The following is a 25057-nucleotide window of genomic DNA, read 5'->3' as shown; positions in this document are numbered from 1 at the left end:
GGGCATGGTGTGAGCAGTCAGCTCGGACAGATGGGGCACGGCAGGAACTCGGGGCTGACGGCGCAGGCCGGGGCGGTGGCGCAGCCCGCCGACATGCATCCGGCGATGAACGCCCGGTGCTCCTCGCTGGCCCGGTAGACGGGGCACTCCCACTCGTGGCCCTGGGCGGCACTTGGGCAGCACTCGGGCTCCGGGCCCACTCGCCGGCTTCCTCTACCTGGCCTTTTGCGTCCGCCGGCAAACCGGCCGTTAGCCCTGGCCTGGTAGGCGTGGCCGTAGTTGTTCACCCTCGCTCACTCCCGTCCAAGGTGACCAGCTCAAGGGCCCGCAGCAGGCGGGCCAAGGTCTCGCTGCTCTGCCGGTGGGCGGTGATGAGACGGTTGACCACGGCCGCGCCCTTGGACCCGATGTCCACGGTGTCACCGACCGCCAATTCGGCCTCCAGTCGGGCGCAGATGTCGGCGGTATGGCAGGCCCGGCGCAACAGCGTCAGCTTGTCCTCGGGCAGATCGAATTCCTCGGTGACTGATTCCCAGAGCCGTCGCCCTTCCGGGCCGAACTCATGCATGATGAATCTTCTCCTGACACGCGAAAAAGCCCCCAGGCTCACGGAGAACCTGGGGGCAGGGCTGGAAAGGGTCTCCGGAATGTGGCTACCCTTCAGGCGGTCAACCCTTGAAGGTCAGGACCACTTCACGGCGGCCTTCAAAAGGCCCTCAGAATTGAGTACAGCCGCGTCTGGCGGGCGAGAAGGGTACTCGCTTCCGGGTACCCTTGCCCGTCGAGAGGGAGTGCACAGCATCCCTTCGGAATGGCTGACAGTTTGTCAGTCGTCCGTGGCCTGCTCTGGACGATCAGGCCCACTTCACAGCGGCCTTGAGCAGCCCTTCGGAGTCCTTGACGGCTGCGTCCGGCTTGGTCGGCTGGGCGCCACCGGGGAACGACAGCACGCGTGCGCCGTACAGGTGCAGGGCGTCGATCTGAGTCGTGCGGAACTTCTCCACCGGCTGCTGACGGAAGCTGGTGAACTGCGACGCGAACGTGGTGAACGACTGGTGCCCGGCGAGGATGTCCACGCCGGTCGGCATGGCCGTGGTGGACACGACCGTGAACCCGGCCAGCCGGGCGACCACACCGTTGGCGGTGGCCCCGCCCTGACCGAGGGCGGCGGCGTTGGCGATGTCCGGGGCGCGCAGCAGGTAGCGCTTGACCTTGGGTGAGACGACCACGTACCGGCCGCCGGGGACGTTGGCGGTGTCCAGGCGCTCCATCGCATCGAAGACCGCTTCGAGGAGCGCTTCGCCCTTGTCGTAGCTCTTGCTGATGCCGCTCACGTCCACCTGCGGCATCGCGGTCGCGGAGGCCGCCACCGTCCTACCGACGAACGTGTCGGTGGCAGTCGCCAGAGCCTTAATGGACTCCTGGGTGGCCGGGGCCGCAAGTGCCCCTTCCACCTGGACCTGCTCGATGTTGTGGACGTAGAAGGCGACGTACTCAGCTTCGGTGATGTCGAGGTACTGCTCAACCGTGGCCAGGTGCTGAATGGTCATGCCGTCGGCGTGGGTGTACTTGCCGACGTTGGGACGGATGATCCCGTTCACCACAACGCGGTCGCCCTTGTCGCTCACGTTCCCCTCATACTGGCGGTTGGCCACCAGCGGCGAGGCCCAGACGAGCAGCGGGTCGAATTGGGTGAGGAGTTCGTTGCTCCACTCGGTGGGCACGAACGAATAAGTGCCGTCGTGGGCGTATGCGGGCATCGGCTCGATGGCCAAGGGATTGTCCTTTCAGAGACAGTTAGCGACGCTGGCGAGCGTCGAGCGGAATGCTGGGCTCCTGGTAATAGCCGAACTGTCTCTGCGGGCCGATGCCGAGATTCTGGGCGAACTTGGGCTCGGAGGGACCGAAACGGCTAAGGAACCCGGTAAGGGCGGTGGAGTCCACGTCTCCGGCCTCGTTAATGAAGGCCGTGAGGTTCAGCGCGGTCAGGGCTTCGTCGTCCAGCTCCACGCCGCACTCATCGCGGGCGATGGTGCGAAGCTGGGTGAGGGTGTCCTGTTCGCGCCGCTGGGCGATGATCTGCTCCAGCTCCGCCACCTTGGCCGTTGCGGCCTCCAGGTCGGCAGTGGCTCGCTTCCACTTGTTCTCGTTGACGCGGCTGAAGTGCTTCCAGCGGTCTGCGTCGTTCTCGAACTGGGGGTTTCCTTCAACGTCGGCCACCGGCTCGGGTGCGGTGGTGGCCTCAGTCGTGATGTCGTCCATTTCGGATCTCCTGTGATGGTCGCCGCCCATTCCAGGCGGCGGGCATGAAAAAAGGCAGTCCGAAGACTGCCTGGGTGAGGCAAAGGGTCTCGGCCCTACGGCCTAGCCCCCTCGACAAGTACATATAGGGGTGGACTCTCCAGAGAAGTCCGAAGGGGGAGCGAAGCCCACGGTGGCTCTCACTCCCCCCAAATGTATATAGGTGCGCATTTCTCGGATTCGTGCAGTCCGAGAGGTGTGATGTTGGTCACCAGATCCGCATCTACACCTCTTTATACCTGTGAATTTCGCTAATCCGCACGAACCGCCTGCAGTGAGGTTGGTCACCCTAGGAGAGGGGTGGATTTCCTTTCTCCCCATGTCTATCTGCCGGACAAAGGCCGGGAGGGCCAGGCGGAGGCACGTGACAATCGTCACCGAACTTGCCCTACCTGTATATGACCCGGACTCCGGCCAGGCTGTGCAGGCCGCATGGAGTGAGGTCCGTCACATGTCGAGAACCGGCCGTTAGATCGGCCGGCTGTTGTCTCCGAGGAGTCCTCTGACACAACAACAAGAAGTGCCCCGGCCTTGGGGACCGGGGCACGAAGTGAGCTAATAAAGAAGGTGGGTGATCAGGAGTCGCAGCCCTCACGGAAACTCCTGGTGTCGTCTCCTCGGTCGCGGGGCTAGCTGAACCTAGCCCTCGTTCTCCACCTTCACCTGCTCCTGTCGCTGTAGCTGTGGCTACAGCTCCACCTACTCCTCCAACTGGTACTACTACTTGTGCACCGCTGAACGGGGCACAGGAGCGCATGCTGGCCGTCCTAAATGGCCCAGCCTTCCGGCAGGCCGTCATTGACCGAGCGCTTCCACGCCTGCGCCGCATCATCTGGGTTCACCTCGGCCACAGGGGCAGAGGCTCCGGCACCCAGGGCTTCACCCTGGCCCGCAACTGCCGATGGCACGGCCTTGGCCTGCTTATCGGCCACGGTCACCACCTCAGGCTTGAGCGCGTACAGCAGCGCGCTGTACCCGTTGTTCTTCACCCTGTCCAGATCACCCGTTAGCGAGCACGGCACCGATAGTGCCAGCCGAGGAGCCGTGCCGCCTTTGCCACCGACCCCGTCTTGGGTCAGGAAGCCCAGCGTCAGCAGATGGCCGAGTTGTTCGTAGAGATCATGCCCATTCCCGGAATAGCCGACCATGCGGGCGATATGCCGGATGCCCACTTCACTGACGTTCCGTCGTCCGTTGACCGACAGCGATACACCTACGGCCAGATGGAGCGCCGCGCGAGTGATGTCCGGGTGTCGCAGCAAGCCACGCTTCTCCCCAAACTCGCGGTACACCATCCGTTGCCACTGCAGGATCGAGTCGCTGTCGGCAGTCACGATCTGGCGGGAGACGACCTTGTTGGTGGCGGTGTCATCTGACATGGAGTTCCTATGGGGCCGTGAGCTGGGAAGACGCGGAGACACGTCACGCTCGCATGGATACCTGATGCCGTCCGACTTGGACAAACCGTGACATGGAGAGGCCCCGGCCCTTGTCCGGGCCGGGGCCCGTCGTGAACGTCTAGATCGGCTGTCTACCCCTCAGCACGCGCTACGGCGTCTAGCATGCCGGAAAGCGTTTGACTTGGAACGCCGACCGCCTTGGCCGCAAGCTCCGGAAAGATGCCGAAATGCATATGGAAGAAAGGCTCTCCCTGCCTGCTACGCGGCGACGGAGCAACCGGCGGCGGCACGTAAACCACCTGCGGCATGGACTCGGAGTCCGATGCATCCACCCAGGCACGGCCGCCGGGCATGACTTTGACGTAGCTCATGAAGACCCCGGAGGAACGGAGAAAGGCATTCTTCTCCGACACATCAAGGCTCTCCCAGTACTCACCCCATGTCTCGCCCGTAGGCACCCAGTCGGTACGCGGGGCCACGACGGGAAGAGCTTCAAGCGCCGCGATTCGCGCATCAAGTGCATCCATATTACGTTGTGCGGTTACCCGGGCGGTGCTGGAACGTGCGCTCGCCAATTGAACTGACACAGCCTCATAGTTGGCCTGAAGCTCTTTCAGCTCCTCCGTATGATCCTCCCCTGGGAGTCGCCTCTCCACGAAACGCGGCAGGTCGCCCAGCAGCGTAAACAGGTTCCGCACGAATAGCGTTTCGACCTTGTCTGACTGAATAGATCGGTTCCCGCATGGGAACAGCTTTCCGGAAGCGCACTTGTAATAGCGCTCCCCGCGCGAGCTGCGGTTCTCGTGCATCGGTTGGCTACAGATTGCGCAGAACAGCACCCGAAGCAGCAGGGAGGCGTTTGCTCTGCTGCCGGACTTCTTCATCGTCCGCTCGTTCAGGACTTCCTGGAGTTGGTCCCAAGTCGCGCGGGAGACTAGCGGCTCGCCCCGCATTACAGGCATGCCGTCGTCGCCCCTGACGACCTCCTCCGGCCCACGCCCGTTACCGCCCTTGAACGTCTGCTGTCCCAGAAGGTTCCGCGAGCGAAGGATCTCGGTCAGCCCGGCAGGGCTCCAGTGGCGCAGCGCCATTGGCGGGTGCCATTTTCCGTTGCGTATCCGCTGGAGATCCTTAGGGGTGGGAATGCCCTGGAGGGTGAGATCACGGGCTAGTGATCGAACGGAGTGACCCGCCAGCACTTGGTTAACGATGCCCTGGATGATCGGGGCATAGACAGGATCGTGGACAAGTCGCCAGCCGCTCGACGTCCCCACCGCCATATACCCGTACGGCACTGAACCGCCAGGGTGGCGGCCGATCCGGCGCATGTACTTCTTGGCGTCTGTGGTCCGGTCCGAGATGGACTGCGCTTCCATCTGGGCCGCGAAAGCGAAGATCATGAAGATCAGCTCGGCAACAATGTCCGAGGAAAGGTCGAAGGAGATCGGCCCACCGCTGGGCCCCTCCGCGAACACCAACACCTTGCGGTTCTGCTTGGCCCACTTGGCCAACTCGGCCATGTCCGCCATAGATCGAACGGCCCGGTCCTGCTTCCACCAGATCACGGCGTCGAACTCGTGGGCCCTCTCGTTGAGCCACTTGCCGAGGTTGGGGCGCTCGAAGGGACTCGTCTTGGTCGCGGACACGTCCAGGTCCACGGCCTCGCCGACGACGGACCAACCGCGCCGCTCAGCTTCCCCTGAGGTCCAAGCGAGCTGACGCTCTGGGCTGGTGGTTTCGTCGGTCAAGACCGACAGGCGGATGGCGAGCAGCGCACGCACCGGCAATACCCTTCATGCCTGAATGTCCGTTTTGGACACGCAACGGATGTTATGGGTATTTGTTCAGTGCTACTGCCAGCACCAGAGCGAGGAGCGGCCGCAGGAGTCTGCGCTCGACTGGCCGCGCCAGGGTTAGGGTCCGGCGGAGTCCAGACTCTGGACCCCATCTTGGACATCCGGGATCTCCGGAGTATCTTCAGAGGTATGCCAGCGGACCCCATGCTCGTCGGTCGACGCCACGTCGACCTTCAGCGTGTCCGCAGTGCCATCTGTTGCGACGCCCGCTAACTCATCTTCTCCACCGCAGAGCGCGTCGCAACCACCTGAACCCCTGCACTCGACGACGAGGCAGGAGGAACGCTGCGCGCGCCCACAATTCGAAGGACGCGCAATGAGCACCCCTGCCAGCCGGCATCACAAGCGCCCGCGCGGCGAAGGCCAATGGGCCCTCGGTTACCGGGAGCCGCTGAACAAGAACGAAGAGAACAAGAAGAACGACGACGGCCTCAACGTCCGCCAGCGCATCATCGACGTCTACTCCAAGCGGGGCTTCGACTCGATCGACCCCGCCGACCTGCGCGGCCGCATGCGCTGGTACGGCCTCTACACCCAGCGCAAGCCCGGCATCGACGGCGGCAAGACCGCGATCCTGGAGCCGGAGGAGCTCGACGACCGCTACTTCATGCTCCGCGTGCGCATCGACGGCGGCCAGCTCGACCTGCGCCAGCTCCGCACGATCGCCGACATCGCCAACGAGTACGCCCGCGGCACGGCCGACCTGACCGACCGGCAGAACATCCAGCTCCACTGGATCGAGATCGAGTCGGTGCCCGACATCTGGGAGCGCCTGGAGGCCGTCGGCCTGTCCACCACCGAGGCGTGCGGCGACACCCCGCGCGTGATCCTGGGCTGCCCGCTGGCCGGGATCGACGCCGAGGAGGTGCTGGACGCCACCGACGACATCCACGCGATCAACCGGCAGTTCATCGGCAACCCCGAGTACTCCAACCTGCCGCGCAAGTTCAAGAGCGCGCTGAGCGGCTGCCCGGCCCACTGCACGGTGCACGAGATCAACGACGTGGCCTTCGTCGGCGTCGTCAACGAGCACGGCGAGGCGGGCTACGACCTGTGGGTCGGCGGCGGCCTGTCCACCAACCCGATGCTGGCCAAGCGCCTCGGCGTGTTCGTCAGCCCTGACCGCGTCGACGACGTCTACGCGGGCGTGATCGGCATCTTCCGCGACTACGGCTACCGGCGGCTGCGCCACAGGGCCCGGCTGAAGTTCCTGGTCAACGACTGGGGCGTGGAGAAGTTCCGCGAGGTGCTGGAGACCGAGTATGTCAAGGAGAGCCTGCCCGACGGCCCGGCGCCGGCCCTGCCGCGCGGCAGCCGCCGCGACCACGTGGGCGTCTACCCGCAGAAGGACGGCAACTTCTACGTCGGCTTCGCGCCCAAGGTGGGCCGCCTCGACGGCGACAAGCTCCACACGATCGCCGACATCGCCGAGCGGCACGGCTCGGGCCGGGTGCGCACCACCGTCGAGCAGAAGATGGTCGTCCTCGACGTCGCGCCGGACCGGGTCGAGTCCCTCGTGGCCGAGCTGGAGGCCAACGACCTCCAGGTCAACCCCTCCACCTTCCGCCGCCAGACGATGGCCTGCACCGGCATCGAGTACTGCAAGCTCGCCATCGTCGAGACCAAGGCCACCGCCGCGCACCTGATCGACGAGCTGGAGCGGCGGCTGCCCGACTTCGAGCAGCCGCTCACCATCAACGTCAACGGCTGCCCCAACTCCTGCGCCCGCATCCAGGTCGCCGACATCGGCCTGAAGGGCCAGCTCGTCGTGGACGAGAACGGCGAGCAGGTCGAGGGCTACCAGATCCACCTGGGCGGCTCGCTCGGCGTCGAGTCGGGCTTCGGCCGCAAGGTGCGCGGCCTGAAGACCACCGCCAAGGCCCTCCCCGACTACGTCGAGCGCGTGGTGGGCAACTACGACGCCCAGAAGAAGGAGGGCGAGACCTTCGCCAACTGGGTGCAGCGCGCGGACGAGGCGGACCTGAAATGACCACGCGAGCGGTTCCCTTCCACTGCCCGTACTGCGGCGACGAGGACCTGGAGCCCTACGAGGGGGACGGCGGCTGGTACTGCCGCGCCTGCGCCCGCGCCTTCAAGCTGAAGTTTCTCGGAATCGGAGTGAAGATATGACGCTGGTCGACATCGAAGTCGGTTTAAGAGATCAGCGCGGCACGCTCGACCTGCAGGACATCGTCGAGTCCGCCGCCACGTTCCTTGAGGGCGCCCCGGCCCGGGAGATCATCCGGTGGGCCGCGGCGACGTTCGGCGACCGGTTGTGCCTGACGTCCTCCATGAGCGACGCGTTGCTCATCGATCTGGTGAGCCGCGTCAAACCCGGCGTGGACGTGCTGTTCATCGACACCGGTTACCACTTCGCCGAGACCATCGGCACGCGTGACGCGGTGCGGCAGGTCTATGACGTCAACGTGATCGACATCAAGCCGTCCAGGACGGTCCAGGAGCAGGATCGCGACCTCGGGCCGCGCCTGTTCGGCCGCAACCCGGACCTGTGCTGCTACCTGCGCAAGGTGGAGCCCCTGAACCGGGCGCTGGAGCCGTACCTGGCGTGGATCTCCGGCATCCGCCGGGACGAGTCGTCCAGCCGTACGGACACCAGGGTCGTCGAGTGGGACGCCAAGCGCCAAATGGTGAAGGTCAACCCGATCGCCGCCTGGACGCAGGAGGACGTCGACAACTACATCGCCGACAACGGGGTGCTGATCAACCCGTTGCACTACGACAACTACCCCTCGATCGGCTGCGCGCCGTGCACGCGCCAGGTGGCCGAGGGCGAGGACCCGCGCAGCGGCCGCTGGGCGGGGCTGGGGAAGGTCGAATGCGGCATTCACCTGTGATCCCCGGAAGGGGCCGCGTCCCGTTGGCAGGCGGGCCGGCCCCCGGGCGCGTGCCACTGGTGGCGGTGGCGCACGGGTCGCGTGACCCGCGGGCCGCCGCCACCGTGGCCGCGCTGCTGGACCGCGTGCGCCTGGCGCGTCCCGAGGTGCCGGTGCGGGTGGCCTACCTCGACCACTGCGCCCCCACGCTGGGGCAGGCGCTCGACGGGCTGGGCGAGGCCGTGGTGCTGCCGCTGCTGCTCACCGAGGCCTACCACAGCCGGGTCGACCTGCCCGCCGCGCTCAACGAGGCCCGCGCACGCGACCCGCGCCTGCGGGTGCGCTACGGCACGACGCTCGGGCCGCACCCGCTGCTGCTGCCGGCGCTGGAGCGGCGGCTGTCGGAGGCGGGCGTCCCGGCCGGCGACCCCGACACGGCGGTGGTGCTGGTCTCGGCCGGTTCGAGCGACGCCAGGGCCAACGAGGTGGTCGCCGGCATGGCCCGCGCCTGGCGGCGCGCCGGCTGGTGGACGGTGACCGCGGCCTACGCCTCGGCCGCCGGGCCGACCCCCGAGGAGGCCGTCGCGCGGCTTCGGGCCGCGGGCGCGCCGCGCGTGGCCGTCGCCCCCTACCTGCTGGCTCCCGGCTTCTTCGCCGACCGCATCCGCCGGGTCACCGCCCCGGCCGTCTGCGCCGACGTGCTCGGCCCTGCGCCCGAGCTGGTGGACGTGCTGCTCGAACGGTACGAGGCGGCCCTGCTCGACCGCGTCCCGGTGGCCGGCTGAGCGCTCAGCACCGAGCCGTGATCTCGCCGCTCCTCGGATCGACCCGGATCACGTCGGCCCGGCACGAGCGGGTGCGGGCGTCCACCAGCGTCAGCCGCCACTCGGCGGCGTAGGACGCGGTCCTGGCCAGCAGCAGCTCGGCGCTCGCGGCGGTCATCGGGCCGGTTCCCACGTCGGCGGCCCGCACGACGGCGGCGCTCACCTCGTTCACGCCGTCGCGGGCCGTGGCGTCGCCGAACCAGCCGGGAGGCTGCCGGACCGTGGGCCCGCACGCGCCGGTGGCGGCCAGGTCGCCGTTGAGCCAGACCAGCCCGTAGCCGCCGGACGGGCAGGTGAGGGCGAAGGACAGCCTCTCGGCCTTCGCCCTGAAGGTGAACGTCTCCCGCCTGCCTCCCTGGGAGTAGCCGTGGAAGAGCGGCAGGCCAGGCTGGGCGCGGCCGGGCGACGGCTCAGCCAGGGCGCCGACCCACACGTCTCCGGAGGCGGAGGCGGCCTGGGGAACGGGCCGGGCGTCCACGGTGAGCACCGTGACGGCCGTGACCGCCAGGGCCGCCGCCGCCACCGAGCCCGCCGCCCGGCCCCGGCGCCACCGCAGGCGGCGGACGCGGGCGTCCACGTCGGCCAGCGGGATCCCGCCCGGGGGCGCTCCGGCGCTGTCGTGGTCGAGCAGGTCGCGCAGTCGCTGTTCTGTCATCGTCAGCTCCCGGTCTCCGCCGCGGCCCTGGCCGCGGGGTCCAGCCGCAGCTTGGCCAGCGCGCGGCTGGCCTGACTGCGTACGGTGGCCACCGAACAACCCACGATCCCGGCTATCGCCTCGTCGGGCAGGTCCTCGAAGTACCGCAGCACGACCACGGCCCGCTGCTTGGGCGGCAGCGCGGCCAGGGCGGCCCTGAGCGCGTCACGGGTGCCGATCCCGGCCGTCTCGTCCCGCTGCGGCTGGTCCGGGAGCTCGCCCGTGGCCACCTCGCCCCGCCAGCGCCGCCGCCACCAGGAGGCGTGCGTGTTGGCCAGGATGCGGTAGACGTAGGCGTCGGGGTCCGCGCCGACGCGCCGCCAGGCCAGCCAGGCCTTGGCCAGCGCGGTCTGCGTCAGGTCCTCCGCCATGGCCCAGTCGCGGCACAGCAGGTACGCCGTCCTGAGCAGGCGGGCCGAGCGCTGCTCGACGTAGCGCTCGAAGTCGGCACGATCCCGCATCGAGAGATCCTCACTGTCCGGTGATGTTCACCGATCAGTACGCCGAGGACCCCCGCGTACGTTGCACGGCCTCAGTAGCCCCGGTGGTCGCGGCGGCGTTCGCGGCGTTCGTGCTCCAGGGCGCGGTGCTCGTCGCGGATCTGCCGGCCGACCTCGCGGGCGTCGTCGCGCATCCGGCGGCCGATCTCGCGCCAGTCGTCGCCGTGCAGCGCCCGCCAGTGCTCCCGCCAGGCGGCCAGACCGCGCTTGAGCGGCTGGGCGCGGGAGTCGCCGAGCACCTTGACGTCGCCCATCACGGCGTAGGCGCGCACCCGGATCACCGGCACGTTCATCCCGGGGGCCGCCTCCAGCACGTCGACCCTCTTGTCGCCCATCACGGCGACGCCGTCGAGGTCCACGTTCACGCCGTCCGGCACGATGATCTTGACGTCGCCCATCACGGACACCGCCGTGACATCGACCACGTCCGTGCGCACCTCGGCCTCGCGCAGGTCGAGCAGCACGTCGCCCATGACGGCGACCGCGCCCAGCTCCTGGTCGATGCGCCAGGTGCCGCGCCGCTTGGTGTCGCCCATGATGCCGACGAACCAGCGCCGCTTGCCGCCCTGCCTGCCACCCTGGTGGGCCGGGGCGGGCACGGGGCCGGCGCCCATGGGGAGGTCCTGGGTGAGCAGCGCGAGCTCGGCGTGCGTGGTCGCGGTGTAGGCGGCCTCGGTACGGTCGGTCAGCTCGGCGAGCGTGAGCCGGCCCTCGACCGAGGCGACACGGAGCTGCTCCACGACGGCCTCGCGTTCGGCGTCCGACGCGCGCACCTCACCCGGATCTGTCATAGACGCAACATATCGCGTCTTGGACCGATCTGGACTCCTCCCTTGGGAGGAACATCCGTACACCCTTGGATGGGCACGCTCCCCGGCACCACCCCCCTGGCCGCTGCCGCGCGCGCCCGTCAGCGTGCTCCGGCGACCCCGGGCGGCGAAGACGCTAGGGTCCTGTCATGCATGAGGAACAGCTCTACCGCGCGGCGTTGAACGGCGAGACCGAGACCGTGGGCAAGCTGCTCACCGGGGGCGCCGACCCCAACAAGGCCAGCGAGGGCGAGGAGGCCGGGCTGCCGCTCTGCGCGGCCGCCGCCTGGGACCGCGTCGAGGTCGTCGAGGCGCTGCTCGCTGCCGGGGCCGCGGTCGACGGCCGCGAGGCCGGCGGCTGGACCGCCTTGCTGTGGGCCGCCGCCAACGGCCACGCCGCCACCGCCCGCGTGCTGATCGAGGCCGGGGCCGAGCTCGACGCCGCCAACGACGACGGCGACACGCCGCTGACGCTGGCGGCCAGGCGCGGGGCGCTGGGCGTGGTGCAGACGCTGCTGGAGGCGGGCGCCGACCACGAGAAGTTCGACGGCGACGGCGACAGCCCGCTCGACATCGCGGCCGACTGGGTGGGCGTGCACCTGGAGTCCGCGCTGCTCGACCAGATCGCCCAGGAGGGCTGGGAGTACGTCGTCGGCCGCCAGTACGCCAAGGACGGCACCGAGCTGGTCACCGTGGCCGGCCGCTCCCCCGACGGCTCGGAGACCGAGCAGGTGCAGGCCCAGCGTGGCCACGCCGCCATCGCGACCGTCCTGGAGGACGCGGCGGGCGTCTACACGCCGGCCGACCAGCTCGTCGCCAGGGCCGTCGCCCACCGCGACGTCGACGAGGACGCCGAGACCTGGTGGATCGTGGCCGACTCGCTGGGCCGGCGGGCCGACGACGAGACGTACGAGGCCCTGGCCCGGCTGTGCGTGAGCGAGGACGCGCGGGAGCGGGAGTTCGGGGTCGACGCGATCGCCCAGTTCGGCTTCGCCGACGGCGAGAAGCCCTATCTCGACCGCACTCTCGCGCTGCTGCAGAAGATGGTGACCACCGAGGGCAACCCGCAGGTGCTGCGCTCGGTGCTGGCCGCGCTCGGGCACCAGGGCGACCCGCGCGCGCTGCCCGCCGTGCTCGACATCATCGGCCGGCCGGGCCACAAACGCACGATGACGGACGCCATCGCGCTGGCCGACGTCCTGCCCGCCGACCACGAGGAGGGCCTGGCCCTGCTCATCGAGATGTCCCGGGACGAGGAGGCCGAGATCCGCGACTGGGCCACGGCCGGGCTGGCCGGGCTGTCGGCGGACACGCCCCGCATCCGGGAGGCGCTGGCCGACCGGCTGGGCGACGCCGACCTGCGCACGGTGGCCGAGGCGGCGCGGGGGCTCGCGACGCGCGGCGACGAGCGGGCCGAGCAGGGCGTCCGGCGGGTGCTGGAGGAGAGCGACGACGACTACGCCAGAGACCTCGTCACGGGGATCGGCGAGGAGTGATCCCGGCGCCCCCGGCGCCCCCGCCGTGCGGGGCCGCCGGGGGCGCGGGTTCTCGGCCGGGCCGCGGACCGCCTGCCCGCCCGGTCAGTCCGACAGGGCGGTGCGGAGCCGGGTGAGCACGGCGCGCAGGATGCGGGAGACGTGCATCTGCGAGATGCCGAACTCGGCGGCGATCTCCGACTGGGTCATGTTGCCGTAGAAGCGCATCAGCAGGATGTTGCGCTCGCGCGACGGCAGGGCGTCGATGAGCGGCTTGACGGCGTACTTGCCGAGCAGCGTGTCCAGCGAGTCGTCCTGGGAGGGCAGGAAGTCGCCGAGGTCGGCGCCGTCGTTGTCGCCGCCGACGGGGGCGTCCAGCGACAGGGCGCTGTAGGCGGTCGAGGCGTCCATGGTGAGCAGGACGTCCTCCTCCGTGATGTTCATGTGCGCGGCGAGCTCGGAGACGGTGGGCGAGTGGCCGAGCGTCTGGGTGAGGTCGGCTGTGGCCTTGTTGAGCTCCAGCCTGCGCTCCTGGTAGACGCGCGGCACCTTGACGGCCCACGTGCGGTCGCGGAAGTGCCGCTTGACCTCGCCGACCATCGTGATCATGGCGTAGCCGCGGAACTCGTGGCCGAGCTCGGGGTCGAAGCCGTTGATGGCCTTCATCAGGCCGACGTACGCGGCCTGGCGCAGGTCCTCCATCGGCTCGCGCTGGTGGCGGTAGCGACGGGTGACCTCGGTGACGAGGGAGTCGTACATGGTGACGACGCGCTCGCGGATGCGGGCCTTGTGCTCGTCCGAGGCTTCCGGCCTGTTCATCTCAGCCAGAAGCTGTTCGGCGGTCATTTCGTCGAGTGCGATTTCCAGGACGGCCATCTGAGTAGCTCCATATGCCCGATGGCGGCTCTGCCCATGGAAAAAGCCCAGGCAGAGGCACGCCACGTTTGAACGTGAGATGAAGCCCTCTGCTGGACTTCGGATCAAAGGATTCCCTATGGATCCCGATTTATCACCTTATATTAGGTAACAAATCGATCACAGCCTACCCGCTCACGGCCCCGACAGCGCGGGAGCCGTGGTCAGGACGTCGCGGGCCAGCGCGAGGTCGCCCGTCAGCTCGGCCGGGAACGTGTCCGGCTCTCCCCTGCCGCCCAGCAGGAAGCAGAACGCGACCACGTCGGCCGTCACGTGGGCGTCCGGCGTGCCCGGCGCGGTGTCGGAGACGCCGAGCGGGATCCGCCACTCGCCGCCGCCGGCGCCGGTCAGCGTGAGCAGGAGGGTGCGGCCGGAGCCGTCCAGGCCGGACAGCAGCATCGTCCAGGGCAGCAGGCGGGCGCACAGGTCGGCCGTCGGGCGGATGTGCTCGGGCACGGGGTCGGGCAGGCGGATCCCGGCCGTCGTGGCGGCGTCGGCGGTGTGCACCCACGTCTCCAGGCTCCTGGCCAGGACGTGGTCGCGCACGGCCGCCTCCATGCCGTCCACCGTGGCCGGCCGGGCCGGGTCGAGTCCGTCCAGGTGGCGGCAGAGGGCGTCGGCCTGGGCCCGCCAGTCGCGCCTGGTCTGCTCGGGGCTGCGGGCCCGCTCGTACGCCTGCACGTCGGCCGTGCGGCCGGCCCCGTCGGAGGCGGCCGGCGGAGGGCCGAGCACGGGCGCGCCGACGGAGGCGGCCAGCAGGCCGTCCTTGGCGGCCAGGTGGGCCACGAGCTCCTGCAACGTCCAGCCCTCGACGATGACGCGCGACCAGTCGTCGTCCACGGCCGAGGCCAGCAGCGCGTCCATGGCGGCGACGCGGCCCGCGTACGGCCGCGCCCAGCCGGCGGTCGGCGCCGCGGGGCGGCGGCGGGCCCTGGCGCCGGCCAGGAGCTGCGGGCGCAGGGAGCCGACCGGCACCGCCGGGTCCTCCATCAACGCGTCCAGAAAGAGGCGCTCGACAGGATCCATCAGCCTTCTTCCTCCGCCAGCGCGTCCGCCAGGCGCCGCAGCGCCAGCCGGATGCGCGACTTGGCCGTGCCCTCGGGCACGCCCAGCTCCTCACCCACCTGCCGATAGGTACGGCCGCCGTAGTAGGCCAGTTCGACCGGCCGGCGCAGCCCCTCGGGCAACGACGTCACCGCCTGCCGAACGCGCTCGGCCTCCTCGGCGGCCAGCACGGTGTCCTCCGGCCGTACGGGCTCGCGCTCGAACAGCTTCGGCCCGAGGACGGAGACCCGGCGGCGTTCCTCGGCCCGTACGTGGTCGACCCCGCGGCGGTGGGCGATCGTGGCGAGCCAGGCGCGCAGCGTGCCGCGCTCCGGGTCGTAGGCCAGCGGGCGCTCCCAGAACACCAGGAACACCTCCTGCGTGATGTCCTCGGCGATCACACGGTCCCTGGTGACCCGTAAGGAGAGCCCGAAGATCAGCGCGGACAGCCGATCGTAGACCTCCCCGAGCGCCGACTCGTCGCCGCCGACCACCCGCTGGTGCAGCAGGCGGTCGTCGTACGGTGCCTCCACTGGCACCACACTCCCGTGGTCCGGACCAAGACGGCGGGTGCGCCGCGACCCGAGCATGCCATTGTTCGCCGGAAATGTTGAGGCGGACGACCCCCCGCGGCGGCTCCTGAGGCCCACGATAGTGTCGAGAGGACGACGACAGGAGGGATCACCCGCCATGGCCACCACCCGCACCGCCACCACGCAGTGGAAGGGCGCCCTGCTCGACGGCTCGGGCACCGTCTCGCTCGACTCCTCGGGCGTGGGCACGTTCGACGTCTCCTGGCCCTCCAGGGCCGAGGCGGCGGGCGGCAAGACCTCGCCGGAGGAGCTCATCGCCGCCGCCCACTCCTCCTGCTTCGCCATGGCCCTGTCGCACGGCCTGGCCGGCGCGGGCACGCCGCCGGAGTCGCTGCGCACGAGCGCGGACGTGACGTTCCAGCCGGGTGAGGGCATCACGGGCATCGTGCTCACCGTGCAGGGACAGGTTCCGGGCATCACGGCCGAGCAGTTCCAGGAGGCCGCCGCGACCGCCAAGGCGAACTGCCCGGTCAGCAAGGCGTTGGCGGGCACCACGATCACACTGAACGCCGAACTCCTCTAACGGGAGCGCTTTGGCGTGCGACAATCGGGTCACATGCGCGAGGTCTGGCCGGGCGAGCCCTATCCACTCGGCGGCACCTGGGACGGCGTCGGCACCAGCTTTGCCGTGTTCTCCGAGGTCGCCGAGCGGGTCGAGCTGTGCCTTTTTCACGATGACGACAGCGAGGAGCGGGTCCCGCTCCCGGAGGTCGACGGCTTCGTCTGGCACGGCTACCTGCCGGGGATCCAGCCGGGCCAGCGGTACGGCTACCGCGTCCACGGGCCGTACGAGCCGTCGCAGGGGCGTCGTTGCGACCCGTCCAAGCTGCTGCTCGACCCCTACGCCAAGGCCATCGACGGCGACCTGACCTGGAACGAGGCGCTGTTCCCCTACTACTTCACCGATCCGTCGGTGCGCAACAGGGAGGACAGCGCCCCGTACATGCCGAAGAACGTGGTGGTCAACCCGTTCTTCGAGTGGGGCAACGACCGGCCGCCGCGCATCCCGTACCACGAGACGGTGATCTACGAGGCGCACGTGCGGGGGCTGACCATGCGCCACCCGGGCGTGCCGCAGGAGCTGCGCGGCACGTACGCGGGGGTGGGGCATCCGGCGATCATCGAGCACCTGCTGTCCATCGGCGTGACGGCGGTCGAGCTCATGCCGGTGCACCACTACGTGCCCGAGCACTTCCTGGTGGCCCGGGGGCTGACCAACTACTGGGGCTACAACACGATGGCCTACCTGGCGCCCCACGGCCGCTACTCCGGCTCGGGCACGCGGGGCCAGCAGGTGCTGGAGTTCAAGGCCATGGTGCGGGCGCTGCACGAGGCGGGCATCGAGGTCATCCTCGACGTGGTCTACAACCACACGGCCGAGGGCGACCACATGGGCCCCACACTGGGCTTCCGGGGCATCGACAACGTCAACTACTACCGCCTGCACGACGGCGACCGGCGCTACTACCTCGACTACACCGGCTGCGGCAACTCGCTCAACGTGCGCTCGCCGCACGCGCTGCAGCTCATCATGGACTCGCTGCGCTACTGGGTGCTGGAGATGCACGTCGACGGCTTCCGCTTCGACCTGGCCTCGGCCCTGGCCAGGGAGCTGCACGACGTCGACCGGCTGAGCGCGTTCTTCGACCTCATCCAGCAGGACCCGGTGATCTCGCAGGTGAAGCTGATCGCCGAGCCCTGGGACGTGGGGCCGGGCGGCTACCAGGTCGGCAACTTCCCGCCGCTCTGGACGGAGTGGAACGGCAAATACCGCGACATCGTGCGCGATTTCTGGAGGGGCACGAACTCCGCCCTGCCCGAGTTCGCCTCCCGCCTGACCGGCTCGGCCGACCTCTACGAGTCCTCCGGCCGCCGCCCGGTGGCCTCGATCAACTTCGTCACCTGCCACGACGGCTTCACCCTGGCCGACCTGGTCTCGTACGACCACAAGCACAACGAGGCCAACGCCGAGGAGAACCGCGACGGCACCAACGACAACCGCTCCTGGAACTGCGGCGCCGAGGGGCCGGTGGAGGACCCGGACATCGTCGCGCTGCGCCGCCGCCAGCGCCGCAACTTCCTGACCACGCTGTTCCTGTCGCAGGGCGTGCCCATGCTCTCCCACGGCGACGAGATCGGCCGCACGCAGCGGGGCAACAACAACGCCTACTGCCAGGACAACGAGCTGGCCTGGATCGACTGGTCGATGCTGCACGCCGAGTCCGACCTGCTGGCGTTCGTCCGCACGCTGTCGAAGCTGCGCCGCGAGCACCCGGTCTTCCAGCGCCGCCGCTTCTTCCATGGCCGCCACCCCGACAACGGCAAACGCGACCTGGTCTGGCTGACCCCGGGCGGCAAGGAGATGACGGCCGGCGACTGGCACACCGGCTACGCCAAGTCGCTGATGGTCTACCTCAACGGCGAGGCCATCACCGAGCCGGGCCCCCGTGGCGAGCGGATCGTCGACGACTCCTTCCTCCTGCTCATCAACGCCCACCACGAGAACCTGTCGTTCACGCTGCCGGGGCCGGAGTTCGGGGCCGAGTGGCTGCCGGTGCTCGACACCGGTCACGACGTGGTGGAGGAGGCGTCCGGCGACGAGCGGTGGCGGGCGGGCGACCTGGTGGCGGTCACCGGCCGGTCGTTCCAGGTGTTGCGGCTGCCCAGGGAGCCCCGGACGCCGTAGCCGGCCGGGCCGCTAGAAGAGGCGGGCGATGCCGGCCGTGACGAGGAGCAGGGCGAACGTGGTCACCCCGGCCACGCCGTGCAGGACCACCGCGAGCACCGGGAAGCCGGTGGCCCGGCGCTGGTGACGTCCGCCGCCGAGCCAGCGGGTGAACATCGCGAAGCCGAGCAGCGCCGCCACGGTGAGCCCGCAGAAGGCGATCCAGGCCAGCGGCACGCTGCCGGTCAGCACGTACGCGACCCAGCAGGCCAGCGACGACACCGCGAGCGCCGGATGGGACAGCAGCAGCGTCACGGGGAAGCGGGTGACCTTGGCCTCCTGCCCGCGCAGGCCGCCGGCCGAGAGCCAGCGGTAGAGCAGGTACACCCCGATCAGTGCGGCGATCGCCCATGCGGCGGCGGTGACCAGGCCCACGTTCCCTCCCGGCAAGTCCCTTCCGTCACCGTATGCAGGCAAGGGGCCTTTCGTCCTTCGATTACCCAAAAGTGCTGTCGGCGGCAAACCCCCGGGACGGATTGTCAGTGGGGTGTGCCAAGGTAGAGGAGTGCGGCGCATCTATCCCGACATTCAAGACAACCCGGACATCGAGCAGGCGTACGCCTACCCCGAGGGGCGGCCCTGGCTGCGGCTCAACATGGTGTCCAGCGCCGACGGCGCGGCCTGGCTGAAGGGGCGCTCGGGCGGGCTGTCGAGCAGGGGCGACAAGCGCATCTTCGGCGTCCTGCGCGGGATGTCCGACGTGATCGTCGCGGGGGCGGCGACCGTCCGCACCGAGGGCTACGGCCCGGTCAAGCCGCGCGCCTCCTGGTCGTCGATGCGGGCCGGGCGTCCGGAGGTGCCACCGATCGCGGTGATCACCCGCAGCCTCGACCTCGACCTCGACGGCGAGCTGTTCACCGACGCGACCAGCCCGACGATCGTGATCACCTGCGAGGCCGCGCCCGCCGAGCGGCGCAAACTGGCCGCCCAGCGGTCCGACCTGATCATCGCCGGCGACGACGGCGTCGACATGCGGCTGGCCGTGCGCGAGCTGCACGAGCGCGGCCTGACCCGCGTCCTGTGCGAGGGCGGCCCGCGCATCAACGCGCAGCTCTCGGCCGACGACCTCATCGACGAGTTGTGCCTGTCGGTGAGTCCCATGCTGGTCGCGGGCGGCGCGGCCCGCATACTGAACGGCGTGGCCGCGCAGGTCCCGCTTGACCTCCGCCAGGTCCTGGAAGAGGAGGGGGTCCTCTTCTGCAGATACACGAGGGAGCAGAGCCCATGACCGAGCAGCCCGTCGAAGAGCCGGTGCCCAACCTGCCGGTCCGGCCGCCCGTGCCGCCGATGCTGGCCAAGCCGGTCAAGGCCATGCCCAAACAGGACGGCACGCTGTTCTACGAGCCCAAGTGGGACGGCTTCCGCTGCATCGTGTTCCGCGACGGCGACGAGGTCTACCTCGGCAGCCGCAACGAGCGCCCGTTCACCCGCTACTTCCCCGAGCTGGTCGAGGCGGTCAAGGCCGAGCTGCCCGACAAGGTGGTCGTCGACGGCGAGATCGTGCTGCCCCGGGGGGCGCAGCTCGACTTCGACGCCCTCCAGCAGCGCATCCATCCGGCCGCCTCGCGGGTGAAGCTGCTCTCGGAGCAGACGCCGGCCCAGTTCGTCGCCTTCGACCTGCTGGCGGTGGGCGACGAGTCGCTGATGGAGGAGCCGTTCTCCGAGCGTCGGCGGCGGCTTGAGGAGCTGTTCCCGCACAAGGGCGGGTCCGTCCGGCTGACGCCGGTCACCACCGCCGACGAGCAGGCGCGCGAATGGTTCGAGACGTTCGAGGGGGCGGGGCTCGACGGCATCATCGTCAAGCCGGGCGACCAGCCCTACGTGCCCGACAAGCGCACGATGTTCAAGGTCAAGCACGAGCGCACGGCCGACGTGGTGATCTGCGGCTACCGCGAGCACAAGAGCGGGCCCATCGTCGGCTCACTCCTGCTCGGCCTGTACGGCGACGACGGCCGGCTCCACCACGTGGGCGTGGCGGCGTCGTTCCCCATGGCGCGCCGGGCCGAGCTGGTGGAGGAGCTCAGGCCGTACCTGGCGGAGCTGAGTGAGCACCCGTGGGGCCAATGGGCCGAGCAGTCCGCCGCCAACGCCGGGCAGCCGGCGGCGGGGCCCGCCACCGGCGGGCAGCGGGTGCCGGGCGCGGTGTCGCGGTGGAACGCCAAGAAGGACCTGTCGTTCATCCCGCTCAGGCCCGAGCTGGTGATCGAGGTGGCCTACGACCAGATGGAGGGCGACCGGTTCCGGCACACGGCGCACTTCCGGCGCTGGCGGCCCGACCGTACCCCGCAGTCGTGCACGTACGAACAGTTGGAACGGCCGGTCAGTTACGATCTCGATGACATCCTCGCCCGTTAGGGGGCAAAGCGGTCTAGTCTCTCCCGTATGACCACCGGTGATGAGCTCAAGGCGGCCGTGTCCGCGCGGCGCGACCTCGGCCCCGACTTCGAGGACGCGCTGGTGGAGTCGTTCCTCGACAAGGTGGGCCAGGAGGTCGATCGGCGCGTCGACCAGCGCCTGGCCGGCGCGGCTCCGCGCGCCAAGGCGCCCGCCAGGGGGTCGGACGGGCAGCGGCTGGCACTGGCGATCGTCTCGCTCTCCCTGGGCACGCTGTCCACGATCGCGCTCGCGTTCGCGGGGGGCGGGCGGGCGTTGATGATGATCCCGATCTGGGTGGGGATCATCATCGTCAACGTGGTCTTCAACAGCTCCCGCGAGAAGTAGGCCCCCGGCCCGGGCGCCGCCGCCGTCCGGCGAGGCCCCGGGGTCAGGTCAGCCAGATGAGGCCGGCGAATCGGCCGCCGGGCTGTTCGCGGCGGTGGGAGTAGAGCTCGGCGGACTCGATGGTGCAGCGCGCGTCGTGCCGCACGTCGGGCACGCCCGCCGCCCTGAGCTGGGACTCTATCCCGGCCCGCAGGTCGAGCGCCGGGGTCTCCCACGACGTCGTCGACCAGGTCGCCGGCACCTTCGAGGCGACCCGGTCGCGCAGCTCCGCGGGCACCTCGTAGCAGCGGCCGCACGCGCCCGGGCCGATCAGCGCGACCATCCTGCCGGGGCGGGCGCCCTTGGCGGCCATGGCCTCGACGAGGGCGGTGGCCACGCCCGCCTCGGTGCCCGGACGGCCGGAGTGCGCGGCGCCCACCATCCGCGCCTCGGGGTCGGCCACCAGCACGGCGGGGCAGTCGGCGCCCAGTGAGGCCAGCGCCAGGCGCGGCTCGGTGGTGAACACGCCGTCGAGCGGCGGCGGGTCGTCGCCGAAGGGCTCGCTCACGTACGCGACCTCGGCGCCGTGGACCTGGCGCATGTACACGACGGCGCGCACGCCCAGCTCGGCCGCCAGGGTCTCGCGGTTGGCCCGTACGGCCGCCGGGTCGTCGCCGACCATGCCGCCGAGGTTGCGCGAGCCGTACGGCGGGGCGCTGACCCCTCCGTGGCGGTCGGTGACGACGGCGTGCACTCCGGGGGCCAGCAGCATGCCCCCGATCCTAACCGCGACTCCCGGGCGAACAGGAGCCGGACCGCCAGGGACGGGCCAAGGGTCGTGGATCAGGGGGTTGCGGGGTTGGGGGAGGAGCCGGGGCCGCCCGGGGAGGAGCCGTGGAGGATGACGCCGGGCCGGCGGCCGAGTTCCAGATACATGCTCACCTCGTCGAAGCGCCATTCCCCCACCTCGACGACGTTCGGCAGCCGCCCCCACTCACGGAACCCGAGGCTCCCGTACAGGGCGATCGCGCCGTGGTTGTTGCCGCGCACGCGCAGTGTGAGCGTCTCGATGCCGGCGGCGCGGGCGTCGTCCGCGAGGCCGGACACGACCAGCCGGCCGAGACCGAGCCCGCGCGCCTCCGGGTGGGCCATGACCTTGCCGATCTCGCCGGAGTGCCGGAAGACGGCCTCCTGGCCGCGGCGCCAGACCCCCATGGCCTGGACCGTGCCGTCGACCGTGGCGAGGGCGAGGCGGCCCTCGCCGTTCGCCGCCGACGCGAGCGCGGCCCGCACCCAGGGGTCGGTCTCGTCCCGGGTGGGCGGCGCCAGGTAGCCGACGGCGCCACCCAGCTCGACGACGGCGTGCAGCACGCGGTGGACGGCGGCGAGCACGGGTTCGTCGGCGGTTTCCGGCCAGGTCAGCTCAATCTTCACGGAAGACCATTATGCCCCGATCCATCCAGGACTGGCCCATCGCTGGCAAGCAAGCATATGCTTGGGCGCGTGCCTGAGTATCGCAATCTCATCGGCGGCGAGCTGGTCCCCGCGGACCGGACGATGGACACCGTCAACCCCGCCACCGGCGAGGCGTGGGCGAGCATCCCGGCCAGTGGCGCACGGGAGGCCGAGGCCGCCGTGGCGGCGGCGCGGGCGGCCTTCCCCGCCTGGTCGGCCATGCCCGCGCTGGGCCGGGCGCACTTCCTGCGCAAGGTGTCGGAGCTGTTCGGCCGGCACGCCGAGGAACTGGCCCGGCTGGAGACCCGCGACAACGGCCGTATCCTGCGCGACACGCTCAAGAAGGACCTGCCGGGCATGGCGTACCTGTGGCAGCTCGCCGCCGGGCAGTGCCTGGACGCGGTCAAGGGCGACACCGTCCTGCTCGGCCCCGACACGCTGGGGCTGACGCGGCGCGAGCCGTACGGGGTGGCGGTCTGCATCATCCCCTGGAACTCCCCCATTTCCACCTTCTCCGCCAAGGCCGCCTACGCCCTGGCCGCCGGGAACACGGTGATCGTCAAGCCCGCCGAGCAGGCGAGCGCGTCGGTGCTGCGGCTGGGCGAGCTGCTGGCCGAGGTGTTCCCGCCCGGCGTGCTGAACATCGTCAGCGGGCTCGGCGAGGAGGTCGGCGACGCGCTCGTCCGGCATCGGGACGTCGCCAAGGTCAGCCTCACCGGCTCCACGGCCACCGGCCAGGCCATCACCCGGGCCTCGGCGGACGCGCTGAAGCCGCTGACGTTCGAACTGGGCGGCAAGTCGCCCAACATCGTCTTCCCCGACGCCGACCTGGACGCCGCCGCGCAGGGCGTCACGGTGAACTCGGTCTACACCGGCAACGCCGGGCAGGTGTGCGTGGCCGGCTCGCGCATCCTCGTCCACCGGTCGATCTGGGACGACCTGCTCGGGCGGATCAGGCACATCTGCGCCGGGCTGGTCCTGGACGACCCCCTCGACCTGGCCACGTCCATGGGCCCGATCGTGTCGGCCGGGCAGTTCGAGCGGGTGCGGTCGTACCTGGAGACGGCCGAGAAGGAGGGGGCCGAGCTGGTCTTCGGCGGACGGTCGGGGGCCGAGGTGGTGCCCGGCCTGCCGGGCGGCTACTGGGTGGCGCCCACGCTCTACACGACCGAGGACAACGGCCTGCGCATCTGCCAGGAGGAGATCTTCGGGCCGGTGGCGGTGGCCATCCCGTTCGACGGCGACGAGCAGGCGCTGGAGATCGCCAACGACTCGCCGTACGGGCTGGCGGCCGGGGTGTGGACGCGGGACCTCGGGCGGGCGCACCGGTTCGTACGGGATCTGCAGAGCGGGACCGTGTGGGTGAACACCTACCGCCAGATGCCTCCGGGCCTGCCGTTCGGCGGCGTGAAGGACAGCGGGTACGGCCACGACTCGGTCCTGGAGTACACCCGCGAAAAGGCGGCCATCATCCAGATTTAGTTAGATAGATTCCCTCCATGAGCGAGGGGATCAACGACCAGTCCGAGCTGACCGAGCTGACCGAGGCAGCCGCCCAGTCGCGCGCGTCAGTGTTGCGCAGCCGAGCCGAATCGTACATCGCGCTGTCGCGGCACGAGGCCGCTATCGCCGATCTGACCGAGTCGATAGCGCTGGTCCCGGACAACGCCCGCGCCTGGCGGCTGCGCGGTGAGAGCCATCGGGTCATCGAGCGGTACGAGGCCGCCCTGGCGGACTTCGACGAGTCGTTGAGACTGGAGCCCGACAGCGCGTACGCGTTGGGCTCGCGCGGCCAGGCGTACGCGGCGCTCGGCCGGCTCGAGGAGGCGATGGAGGACTTCGACCACGCCCTCACCCTCGCCCCCGAGTCCCTGTGGATCCTGGAGGCCAAGGCCGACGCCCTGGTGGACATGGACCGGCTGGCCGAGGCCCTGGACGAGCACGCCAAGATCATCGCGTTGAACGAGGAGCTGGCGTACTCGTGGGTGGCGCGCGGCGACCTGTACCAGCGCATGCACCTCTACAGCGAGGCCATCGACGACTACACCAGGGCTCTGGCGGCCGACCCCGACCACGTACGGGCGCTCAGCCGGCGCGGCGAGGCGCTGCGCATGATCGACCGGTACCAGGAGGCGCTGGCCGACCTGAACCGCGCGGTCGAGCTGGACCCCGACAACGACCGGGCGTACGGCAGCCGGGGCGCGGTGCTGAGCGAGATGGGCGACAACGAGGCCGCGCTGCGCGACCTGGACCGGGCCGTCGAGCTGGACCCCGAGTACATCTGGGCCTACCGGGTGCGCGGCGAGATCTTCCAGGAGATGGAACGCCACGAGGAGGCGGTGACCGACTTCACGCTGGCCCTGCGCCTGGAGTTCGGGGACGACTAGGCCGACGCGAGGGGCGGGCCGCCCCGAAGGACGACCCGCCGTCTCACGAACGCGCCTCACAAGGCGCGCCTCACAAGGCGCGCCTCACAAGGCGCGCCTCACAGAACGCGTCTCAGAGGCGCGTCTCACGCAGAACGCGTCTTCACAGCGCCAGCAGCGCGTTGACCGGCAGGCGGCTGTCGGACAGCGGCCGGACGGCGACGCGCAGCAGGGCCAGCGCGTTGTCGTCGCCGGCGATGCGGTTGGCGCTGAGCCCGCCGCACGCCTGGCAGTGGTGGATGATCAGCCACTCCCCGTCCGGCCTCACGGTGACGCTCAGCGCCGCCATCGGGCCCCGGCAGCCCGCCCGCCGGTCCCCCGGGATCCGGTGGTCGACGTGCAGGCTGGTCAGGCAGTGCGGGCAGTGGTTGCGGTGCGCCGTTCCCGGCGCGTCCATCGGTACGTCCAGCCGGCAGCCGACGCAGCGGAACGCGTCGCCGCGCTCGCCCCGCTGTACGGCCTTGGGCTGTTGCGGCCTGGCCCGGCCAGGGTTCTTCCTGGGCATG

The 25057-nt window shown here is 70.1% G+C and carries 28 protein-coding genes; 13 read left to right on the top strand and 15 right to left on the bottom strand.

Annotated features, from left to right (window positions below; translation table 11 throughout):
* The first annotated feature begins 9 nt into the window (after nt 1–9).
* Nucleotides 10–138, top strand: a complete 129-nt coding sequence (locus ACIA8R_RS05585; protein WP_397036750.1) for a hypothetical protein — start codon at nt 10–12, stop codon at nt 136–138.
* A 145-nt stretch (nt 139–283) separates the two neighbouring features.
* On the opposite strand, the gene ACIA8R_RS05580 is transcribed toward ACIA8R_RS05585, so the two are convergent.
* From ACIA8R_RS05580 to ACIA8R_RS05560, 5 genes are all read right to left on the bottom strand, one after another.
* Nucleotides 284–568 carry a hypothetical protein gene (locus tag ACIA8R_RS05580; RefSeq protein WP_397036748.1) on the bottom strand — a complete coding sequence of 95 codons (285 nt, stop codon included), beginning with the start codon at nt 566–568 and terminating at the stop codon, nt 284–286.
* 286 nt (nt 569–854) lie between these two features.
* Nucleotides 855–1775, bottom strand: a complete 921-nt coding sequence (locus ACIA8R_RS05575; RefSeq protein WP_397036746.1) for a hypothetical protein — start codon at nt 1773–1775, stop codon at nt 855–857.
* A gap of 22 nt (nt 1776–1797) precedes the next feature.
* Nucleotides 1798–2262 carry a hypothetical protein gene (locus tag ACIA8R_RS05570; protein ID WP_397036744.1) on the bottom strand — a complete coding sequence of 155 codons (465 nt, stop codon included), beginning with the start codon at nt 2260–2262 and terminating at the stop codon, nt 1798–1800.
* 806 nt (nt 2263–3068) lie between these two features.
* Nucleotides 3069–3680 carry a hypothetical protein gene (locus ACIA8R_RS05565; protein WP_397036742.1) on the bottom strand — a complete coding sequence of 204 codons (612 nt, stop codon included), beginning with the start codon at nt 3678–3680 and terminating at the stop codon, nt 3069–3071.
* Nucleotides 3681–3832: 152 nt separating this feature from the next.
* Complete coding sequence (locus ACIA8R_RS05560) at nt 3833–5482, bottom strand: recombinase family protein (RefSeq protein ID WP_397036741.1); 1650 nt, start codon at nt 5480–5482, stop codon at nt 3833–3835.
* Nucleotides 5483–5533: 51 nt separating this feature from the next.
* On the opposite strand from ACIA8R_RS05560, the gene ACIA8R_RS05555 reads away from it, so the two are divergent.
* From ACIA8R_RS05555 to ACIA8R_RS05540, 4 genes are all read left to right on the top strand, one after another.
* Nucleotides 5534–5770, top strand: coding sequence for a putative leader peptide (locus ACIA8R_RS05555; protein ID WP_397036739.1), 237 nt, complete (start codon nt 5534–5536; stop codon nt 5768–5770).
* A 103-nt stretch (nt 5771–5873) separates the two neighbouring features.
* A complete protein-coding gene (locus tag ACIA8R_RS05550) occupies nt 5874–7547 on the top strand; it encodes a nitrite/sulfite reductase (protein ID WP_364089916.1) in 1674 nt (557 codons plus the stop codon).
* A gap of 136 nt (nt 7548–7683) precedes the next feature.
* The gene (locus ACIA8R_RS05545) at nt 7684–8412 is read left to right on the top strand and encodes a phosphoadenylyl-sulfate reductase (RefSeq protein ID WP_352328173.1); all 729 of its coding nucleotides are present in this window, start codon (nt 7684–7686) and stop codon (nt 8410–8412) included.
* A gap of 23 nt (nt 8413–8435) precedes the next feature.
* Complete coding sequence (locus ACIA8R_RS05540) at nt 8436–9176, top strand: sirohydrochlorin chelatase (RefSeq protein ID WP_397036736.1); 741 nt, start codon at nt 8436–8438, stop codon at nt 9174–9176.
* Nucleotides 9177–9180: 4 nt separating this feature from the next.
* Here ACIA8R_RS05540 and ACIA8R_RS05535 read toward each other — a convergent pair whose 3' ends face one another.
* From ACIA8R_RS05535 to ACIA8R_RS05525, 3 genes are all read right to left on the bottom strand, one after another.
* Entirely contained in the window at nt 9181–9870 is a 690-nt protein-coding gene (locus ACIA8R_RS05535) for a hypothetical protein (protein WP_397036734.1), read from the bottom strand.
* Nucleotides 9871–9872: 2 nt separating this feature from the next.
* A complete protein-coding gene (locus tag ACIA8R_RS05530; RefSeq protein ID WP_364089927.1) occupies nt 9873–10370 on the bottom strand; it encodes a SigE family RNA polymerase sigma factor in 498 nt (165 codons plus the stop codon).
* Nucleotides 10371–10441: 71 nt separating this feature from the next.
* On the bottom strand, nt 10442–11200 hold the full coding sequence (locus ACIA8R_RS05525) for a DUF1707 domain-containing protein (RefSeq protein ID WP_397036732.1): 759 nt from the start codon (nt 11198–11200) through the stop codon (nt 10442–10444).
* A 167-nt stretch (nt 11201–11367) separates the two neighbouring features.
* Between ACIA8R_RS05525 and ACIA8R_RS05520 the strand changes: the two genes are divergently transcribed.
* A complete protein-coding gene (locus ACIA8R_RS05520; protein WP_357698143.1) occupies nt 11368–12714 on the top strand; it encodes an ankyrin repeat domain-containing protein in 1347 nt (448 codons plus the stop codon).
* Between the two features lie 84 nt (nt 12715–12798).
* Here ACIA8R_RS05520 and ACIA8R_RS05515 read toward each other — a convergent pair whose 3' ends face one another.
* The 3 genes from ACIA8R_RS05515 to ACIA8R_RS05505 form a co-directional block, all read right to left on the bottom strand.
* Entirely contained in the window at nt 12799–13569 is a 771-nt protein-coding gene (locus ACIA8R_RS05515) for a SigB/SigF/SigG family RNA polymerase sigma factor (protein ID WP_364089934.1), read from the bottom strand.
* Nucleotides 13570–13743: 174 nt separating this feature from the next.
* Nucleotides 13744–14634, bottom strand: coding sequence for a maleylpyruvate isomerase family mycothiol-dependent enzyme (locus tag ACIA8R_RS05510; RefSeq protein ID WP_397036729.1), 891 nt, complete (start codon nt 14632–14634; stop codon nt 13744–13746).
* Complete coding sequence (locus ACIA8R_RS05505; RefSeq protein WP_364089940.1) at nt 14634–15185, bottom strand: sigma-70 family RNA polymerase sigma factor; 552 nt, start codon at nt 15183–15185, stop codon at nt 14634–14636. Before ACIA8R_RS05505 ends, ACIA8R_RS05510 begins: the two co-directional genes overlap by 1 nt.
* Nucleotides 15186–15342: 157 nt before the next feature.
* On the opposite strand from ACIA8R_RS05505, the gene ACIA8R_RS05500 reads away from it, so the two are divergent.
* Entirely contained in the window at nt 15343–15768 is a 426-nt protein-coding gene (locus tag ACIA8R_RS05500) for an OsmC family protein (protein WP_357698135.1), read from the top strand.
* A 33-nt stretch (nt 15769–15801) separates the two neighbouring features.
* Nucleotides 15802–17931 (top strand): glycogen debranching protein GlgX, encoded by a 2130-nt coding sequence (glgX, locus tag ACIA8R_RS05495; RefSeq protein WP_357698133.1) that lies wholly within the window; start codon nt 15802–15804, stop codon nt 17929–17931.
* A 12-nt stretch (nt 17932–17943) separates the two neighbouring features.
* On the opposite strand, the gene ACIA8R_RS05490 is transcribed toward glgX, so the two are convergent.
* Complete coding sequence (locus tag ACIA8R_RS05490; protein WP_364089944.1) at nt 17944–18345, bottom strand: hypothetical protein; 402 nt, start codon at nt 18343–18345, stop codon at nt 17944–17946.
* A gap of 130 nt (nt 18346–18475) precedes the next feature.
* On the opposite strand from ACIA8R_RS05490, the gene ACIA8R_RS05485 reads away from it, so the two are divergent.
* The 3 genes from ACIA8R_RS05485 to ACIA8R_RS05475 are packed head-to-tail and all read left to right on the top strand — an operon-like array spanning nt 18476 to nt 20691.
* Nucleotides 18476–19198: a pyrimidine reductase family protein gene (locus tag ACIA8R_RS05485; protein WP_357698129.1), complete on the top strand. Its 723-nt coding sequence runs from the start codon at nt 18476–18478 to the stop codon at nt 19196–19198.
* Complete coding sequence (locus ACIA8R_RS05480) at nt 19195–20325, top strand: ATP-dependent DNA ligase (RefSeq protein ID WP_397036726.1); 1131 nt, start codon at nt 19195–19197, stop codon at nt 20323–20325. The genes ACIA8R_RS05485 and ACIA8R_RS05480 overlap by 4 nt, the downstream gene beginning before the upstream one ends.
* Before the next feature lie 27 nt (nt 20326–20352).
* Nucleotides 20353–20691, top strand: coding sequence for a hypothetical protein (locus tag ACIA8R_RS05475; RefSeq protein WP_357698125.1), 339 nt, complete (start codon nt 20353–20355; stop codon nt 20689–20691).
* Between the two features lie 43 nt (nt 20692–20734).
* On the opposite strand, the gene pgeF is transcribed toward ACIA8R_RS05475, so the two are convergent.
* A complete protein-coding gene (gene pgeF / locus ACIA8R_RS05470; protein WP_357698123.1) occupies nt 20735–21442 on the bottom strand; it encodes a peptidoglycan editing factor PgeF in 708 nt (235 codons plus the stop codon).
* Between the two features lie 71 nt (nt 21443–21513).
* A complete protein-coding gene (locus ACIA8R_RS05465) occupies nt 21514–22104 on the bottom strand; it encodes a GNAT family N-acetyltransferase (protein WP_364089951.1) in 591 nt (196 codons plus the stop codon).
* A gap of 57 nt (nt 22105–22161) precedes the next feature.
* Between ACIA8R_RS05465 and ACIA8R_RS05460 the strand changes: the two genes are divergently transcribed.
* Nucleotides 22162–23607: an aldehyde dehydrogenase family protein gene (locus tag ACIA8R_RS05460; RefSeq protein ID WP_397036723.1), complete on the top strand. Its 1446-nt coding sequence runs from the start codon at nt 22162–22164 to the stop codon at nt 23605–23607.
* Nucleotides 23608–23624: 17 nt separating this feature from the next.
* Nucleotides 23625–24512: a tetratricopeptide repeat protein gene (locus ACIA8R_RS05455; protein ID WP_364089957.1), complete on the top strand. Its 888-nt coding sequence runs from the start codon at nt 23625–23627 to the stop codon at nt 24510–24512.
* A 142-nt stretch (nt 24513–24654) separates the two neighbouring features.
* Here ACIA8R_RS05455 and ACIA8R_RS05450 read toward each other — a convergent pair whose 3' ends face one another.
* Nucleotides 24655–25056 (bottom strand): RNHCP domain-containing protein, encoded by a 402-nt coding sequence (locus ACIA8R_RS05450; RefSeq protein ID WP_397036721.1) that lies wholly within the window; start codon nt 25054–25056, stop codon nt 24655–24657.
* Between the last annotated feature and the right edge of the window lies 1 nt (nt 25057).

Origin of the sequence: Nonomuraea sp. NPDC051191 (genome assembly GCF_044455665.1) — a bacterium.
Lineage (GTDB): Bacteria > Actinomycetota > Actinomycetes > Streptosporangiales > Streptosporangiaceae > Nonomuraea.
The sequence above is the reverse complement of the archived record's forward strand: the minus strand, read 5'-3'. Positions and strand labels throughout refer to the sequence as shown.

Excerpts from the sequence above, each read along its gene's own strand:
- ACIA8R_RS05580 (WP_397036748.1), bottom strand. The coding sequence starts at position 568 with ATGCATGAGTTCGGCCCGGAAGGGCGACGGCTCTGGGAATCAGTCACC.
- ACIA8R_RS05570 (WP_397036744.1), bottom strand. The coding sequence starts at position 2,262 with ATGGACGACATCACGACTGAGGCCACCACCGCACCCGAGCCGGTGGCC.
- ACIA8R_RS05565 (WP_397036742.1), bottom strand. The coding sequence starts at position 3,680 with ATGTCAGATGACACCGCCACCAACAAGGTCGTCTCCCGCCAGATCGTG.
- ACIA8R_RS05555 (WP_397036739.1), top strand. The coding sequence starts at position 5,534 with ATGGGTATTTGTTCAGTGCTACTGCCAGCACCAGAGCGAGGAGCGGCC.
- ACIA8R_RS05550 (WP_364089916.1), top strand. The coding sequence starts at position 5,874 with ATGAGCACCCCTGCCAGCCGGCATCACAAGCGCCCGCGCGGCGAAGGC.
- ACIA8R_RS05545 (WP_352328173.1), top strand. The coding sequence starts at position 7,684 with ATGACGCTGGTCGACATCGAAGTCGGTTTAAGAGATCAGCGCGGCACG.
- ACIA8R_RS05535 (WP_397036734.1), bottom strand. The coding sequence starts at position 9,870 with ATGACAGAACAGCGACTGCGCGACCTGCTCGACCACGACAGCGCCGGA.
- ACIA8R_RS05530 (WP_364089927.1), bottom strand. The coding sequence starts at position 10,370 with ATGCGGGATCGTGCCGACTTCGAGCGCTACGTCGAGCAGCGCTCGGCC.
- ACIA8R_RS05525 (WP_397036732.1), bottom strand. The coding sequence starts at position 11,200 with ATGACAGATCCGGGTGAGGTGCGCGCGTCGGACGCCGAACGCGAGGCC.
- ACIA8R_RS05520 (WP_357698143.1), top strand. The coding sequence starts at position 11,368 with ATGCATGAGGAACAGCTCTACCGCGCGGCGTTGAACGGCGAGACCGAG.
- ACIA8R_RS05515 (WP_364089934.1), bottom strand. The coding sequence starts at position 13,569 with ATGGCCGTCCTGGAAATCGCACTCGACGAAATGACCGCCGAACAGCTT.
- ACIA8R_RS05510 (WP_397036729.1), bottom strand. The coding sequence starts at position 14,634 with ATGGATCCTGTCGAGCGCCTCTTTCTGGACGCGTTGATGGAGGACCCG.
- ACIA8R_RS05500 (WP_357698135.1), top strand. The coding sequence starts at position 15,343 with ATGGCCACCACCCGCACCGCCACCACGCAGTGGAAGGGCGCCCTGCTC.
- glgX (WP_357698133.1), top strand. The coding sequence starts at position 15,802 with ATGCGCGAGGTCTGGCCGGGCGAGCCCTATCCACTCGGCGGCACCTGG.
- ACIA8R_RS05480 (WP_397036726.1), top strand. The coding sequence starts at position 19,195 with ATGACCGAGCAGCCCGTCGAAGAGCCGGTGCCCAACCTGCCGGTCCGG.
- ACIA8R_RS05475 (WP_357698125.1), top strand. The coding sequence starts at position 20,353 with ATGACCACCGGTGATGAGCTCAAGGCGGCCGTGTCCGCGCGGCGCGAC.
- pgeF (WP_357698123.1), bottom strand. The coding sequence starts at position 21,442 with ATGCTGCTGGCCCCCGGAGTGCACGCCGTCGTCACCGACCGCCACGGA.
- ACIA8R_RS05460 (WP_397036723.1), top strand. The coding sequence starts at position 22,162 with ATGCTTGGGCGCGTGCCTGAGTATCGCAATCTCATCGGCGGCGAGCTG.
- ACIA8R_RS05455 (WP_364089957.1), top strand. The coding sequence starts at position 23,625 with ATGAGCGAGGGGATCAACGACCAGTCCGAGCTGACCGAGCTGACCGAG.
- ACIA8R_RS05450 (WP_397036721.1), bottom strand. The coding sequence starts at position 25,056 with ATGCCCAGGAAGAACCCTGGCCGGGCCAGGCCGCAACAGCCCAAGGCC.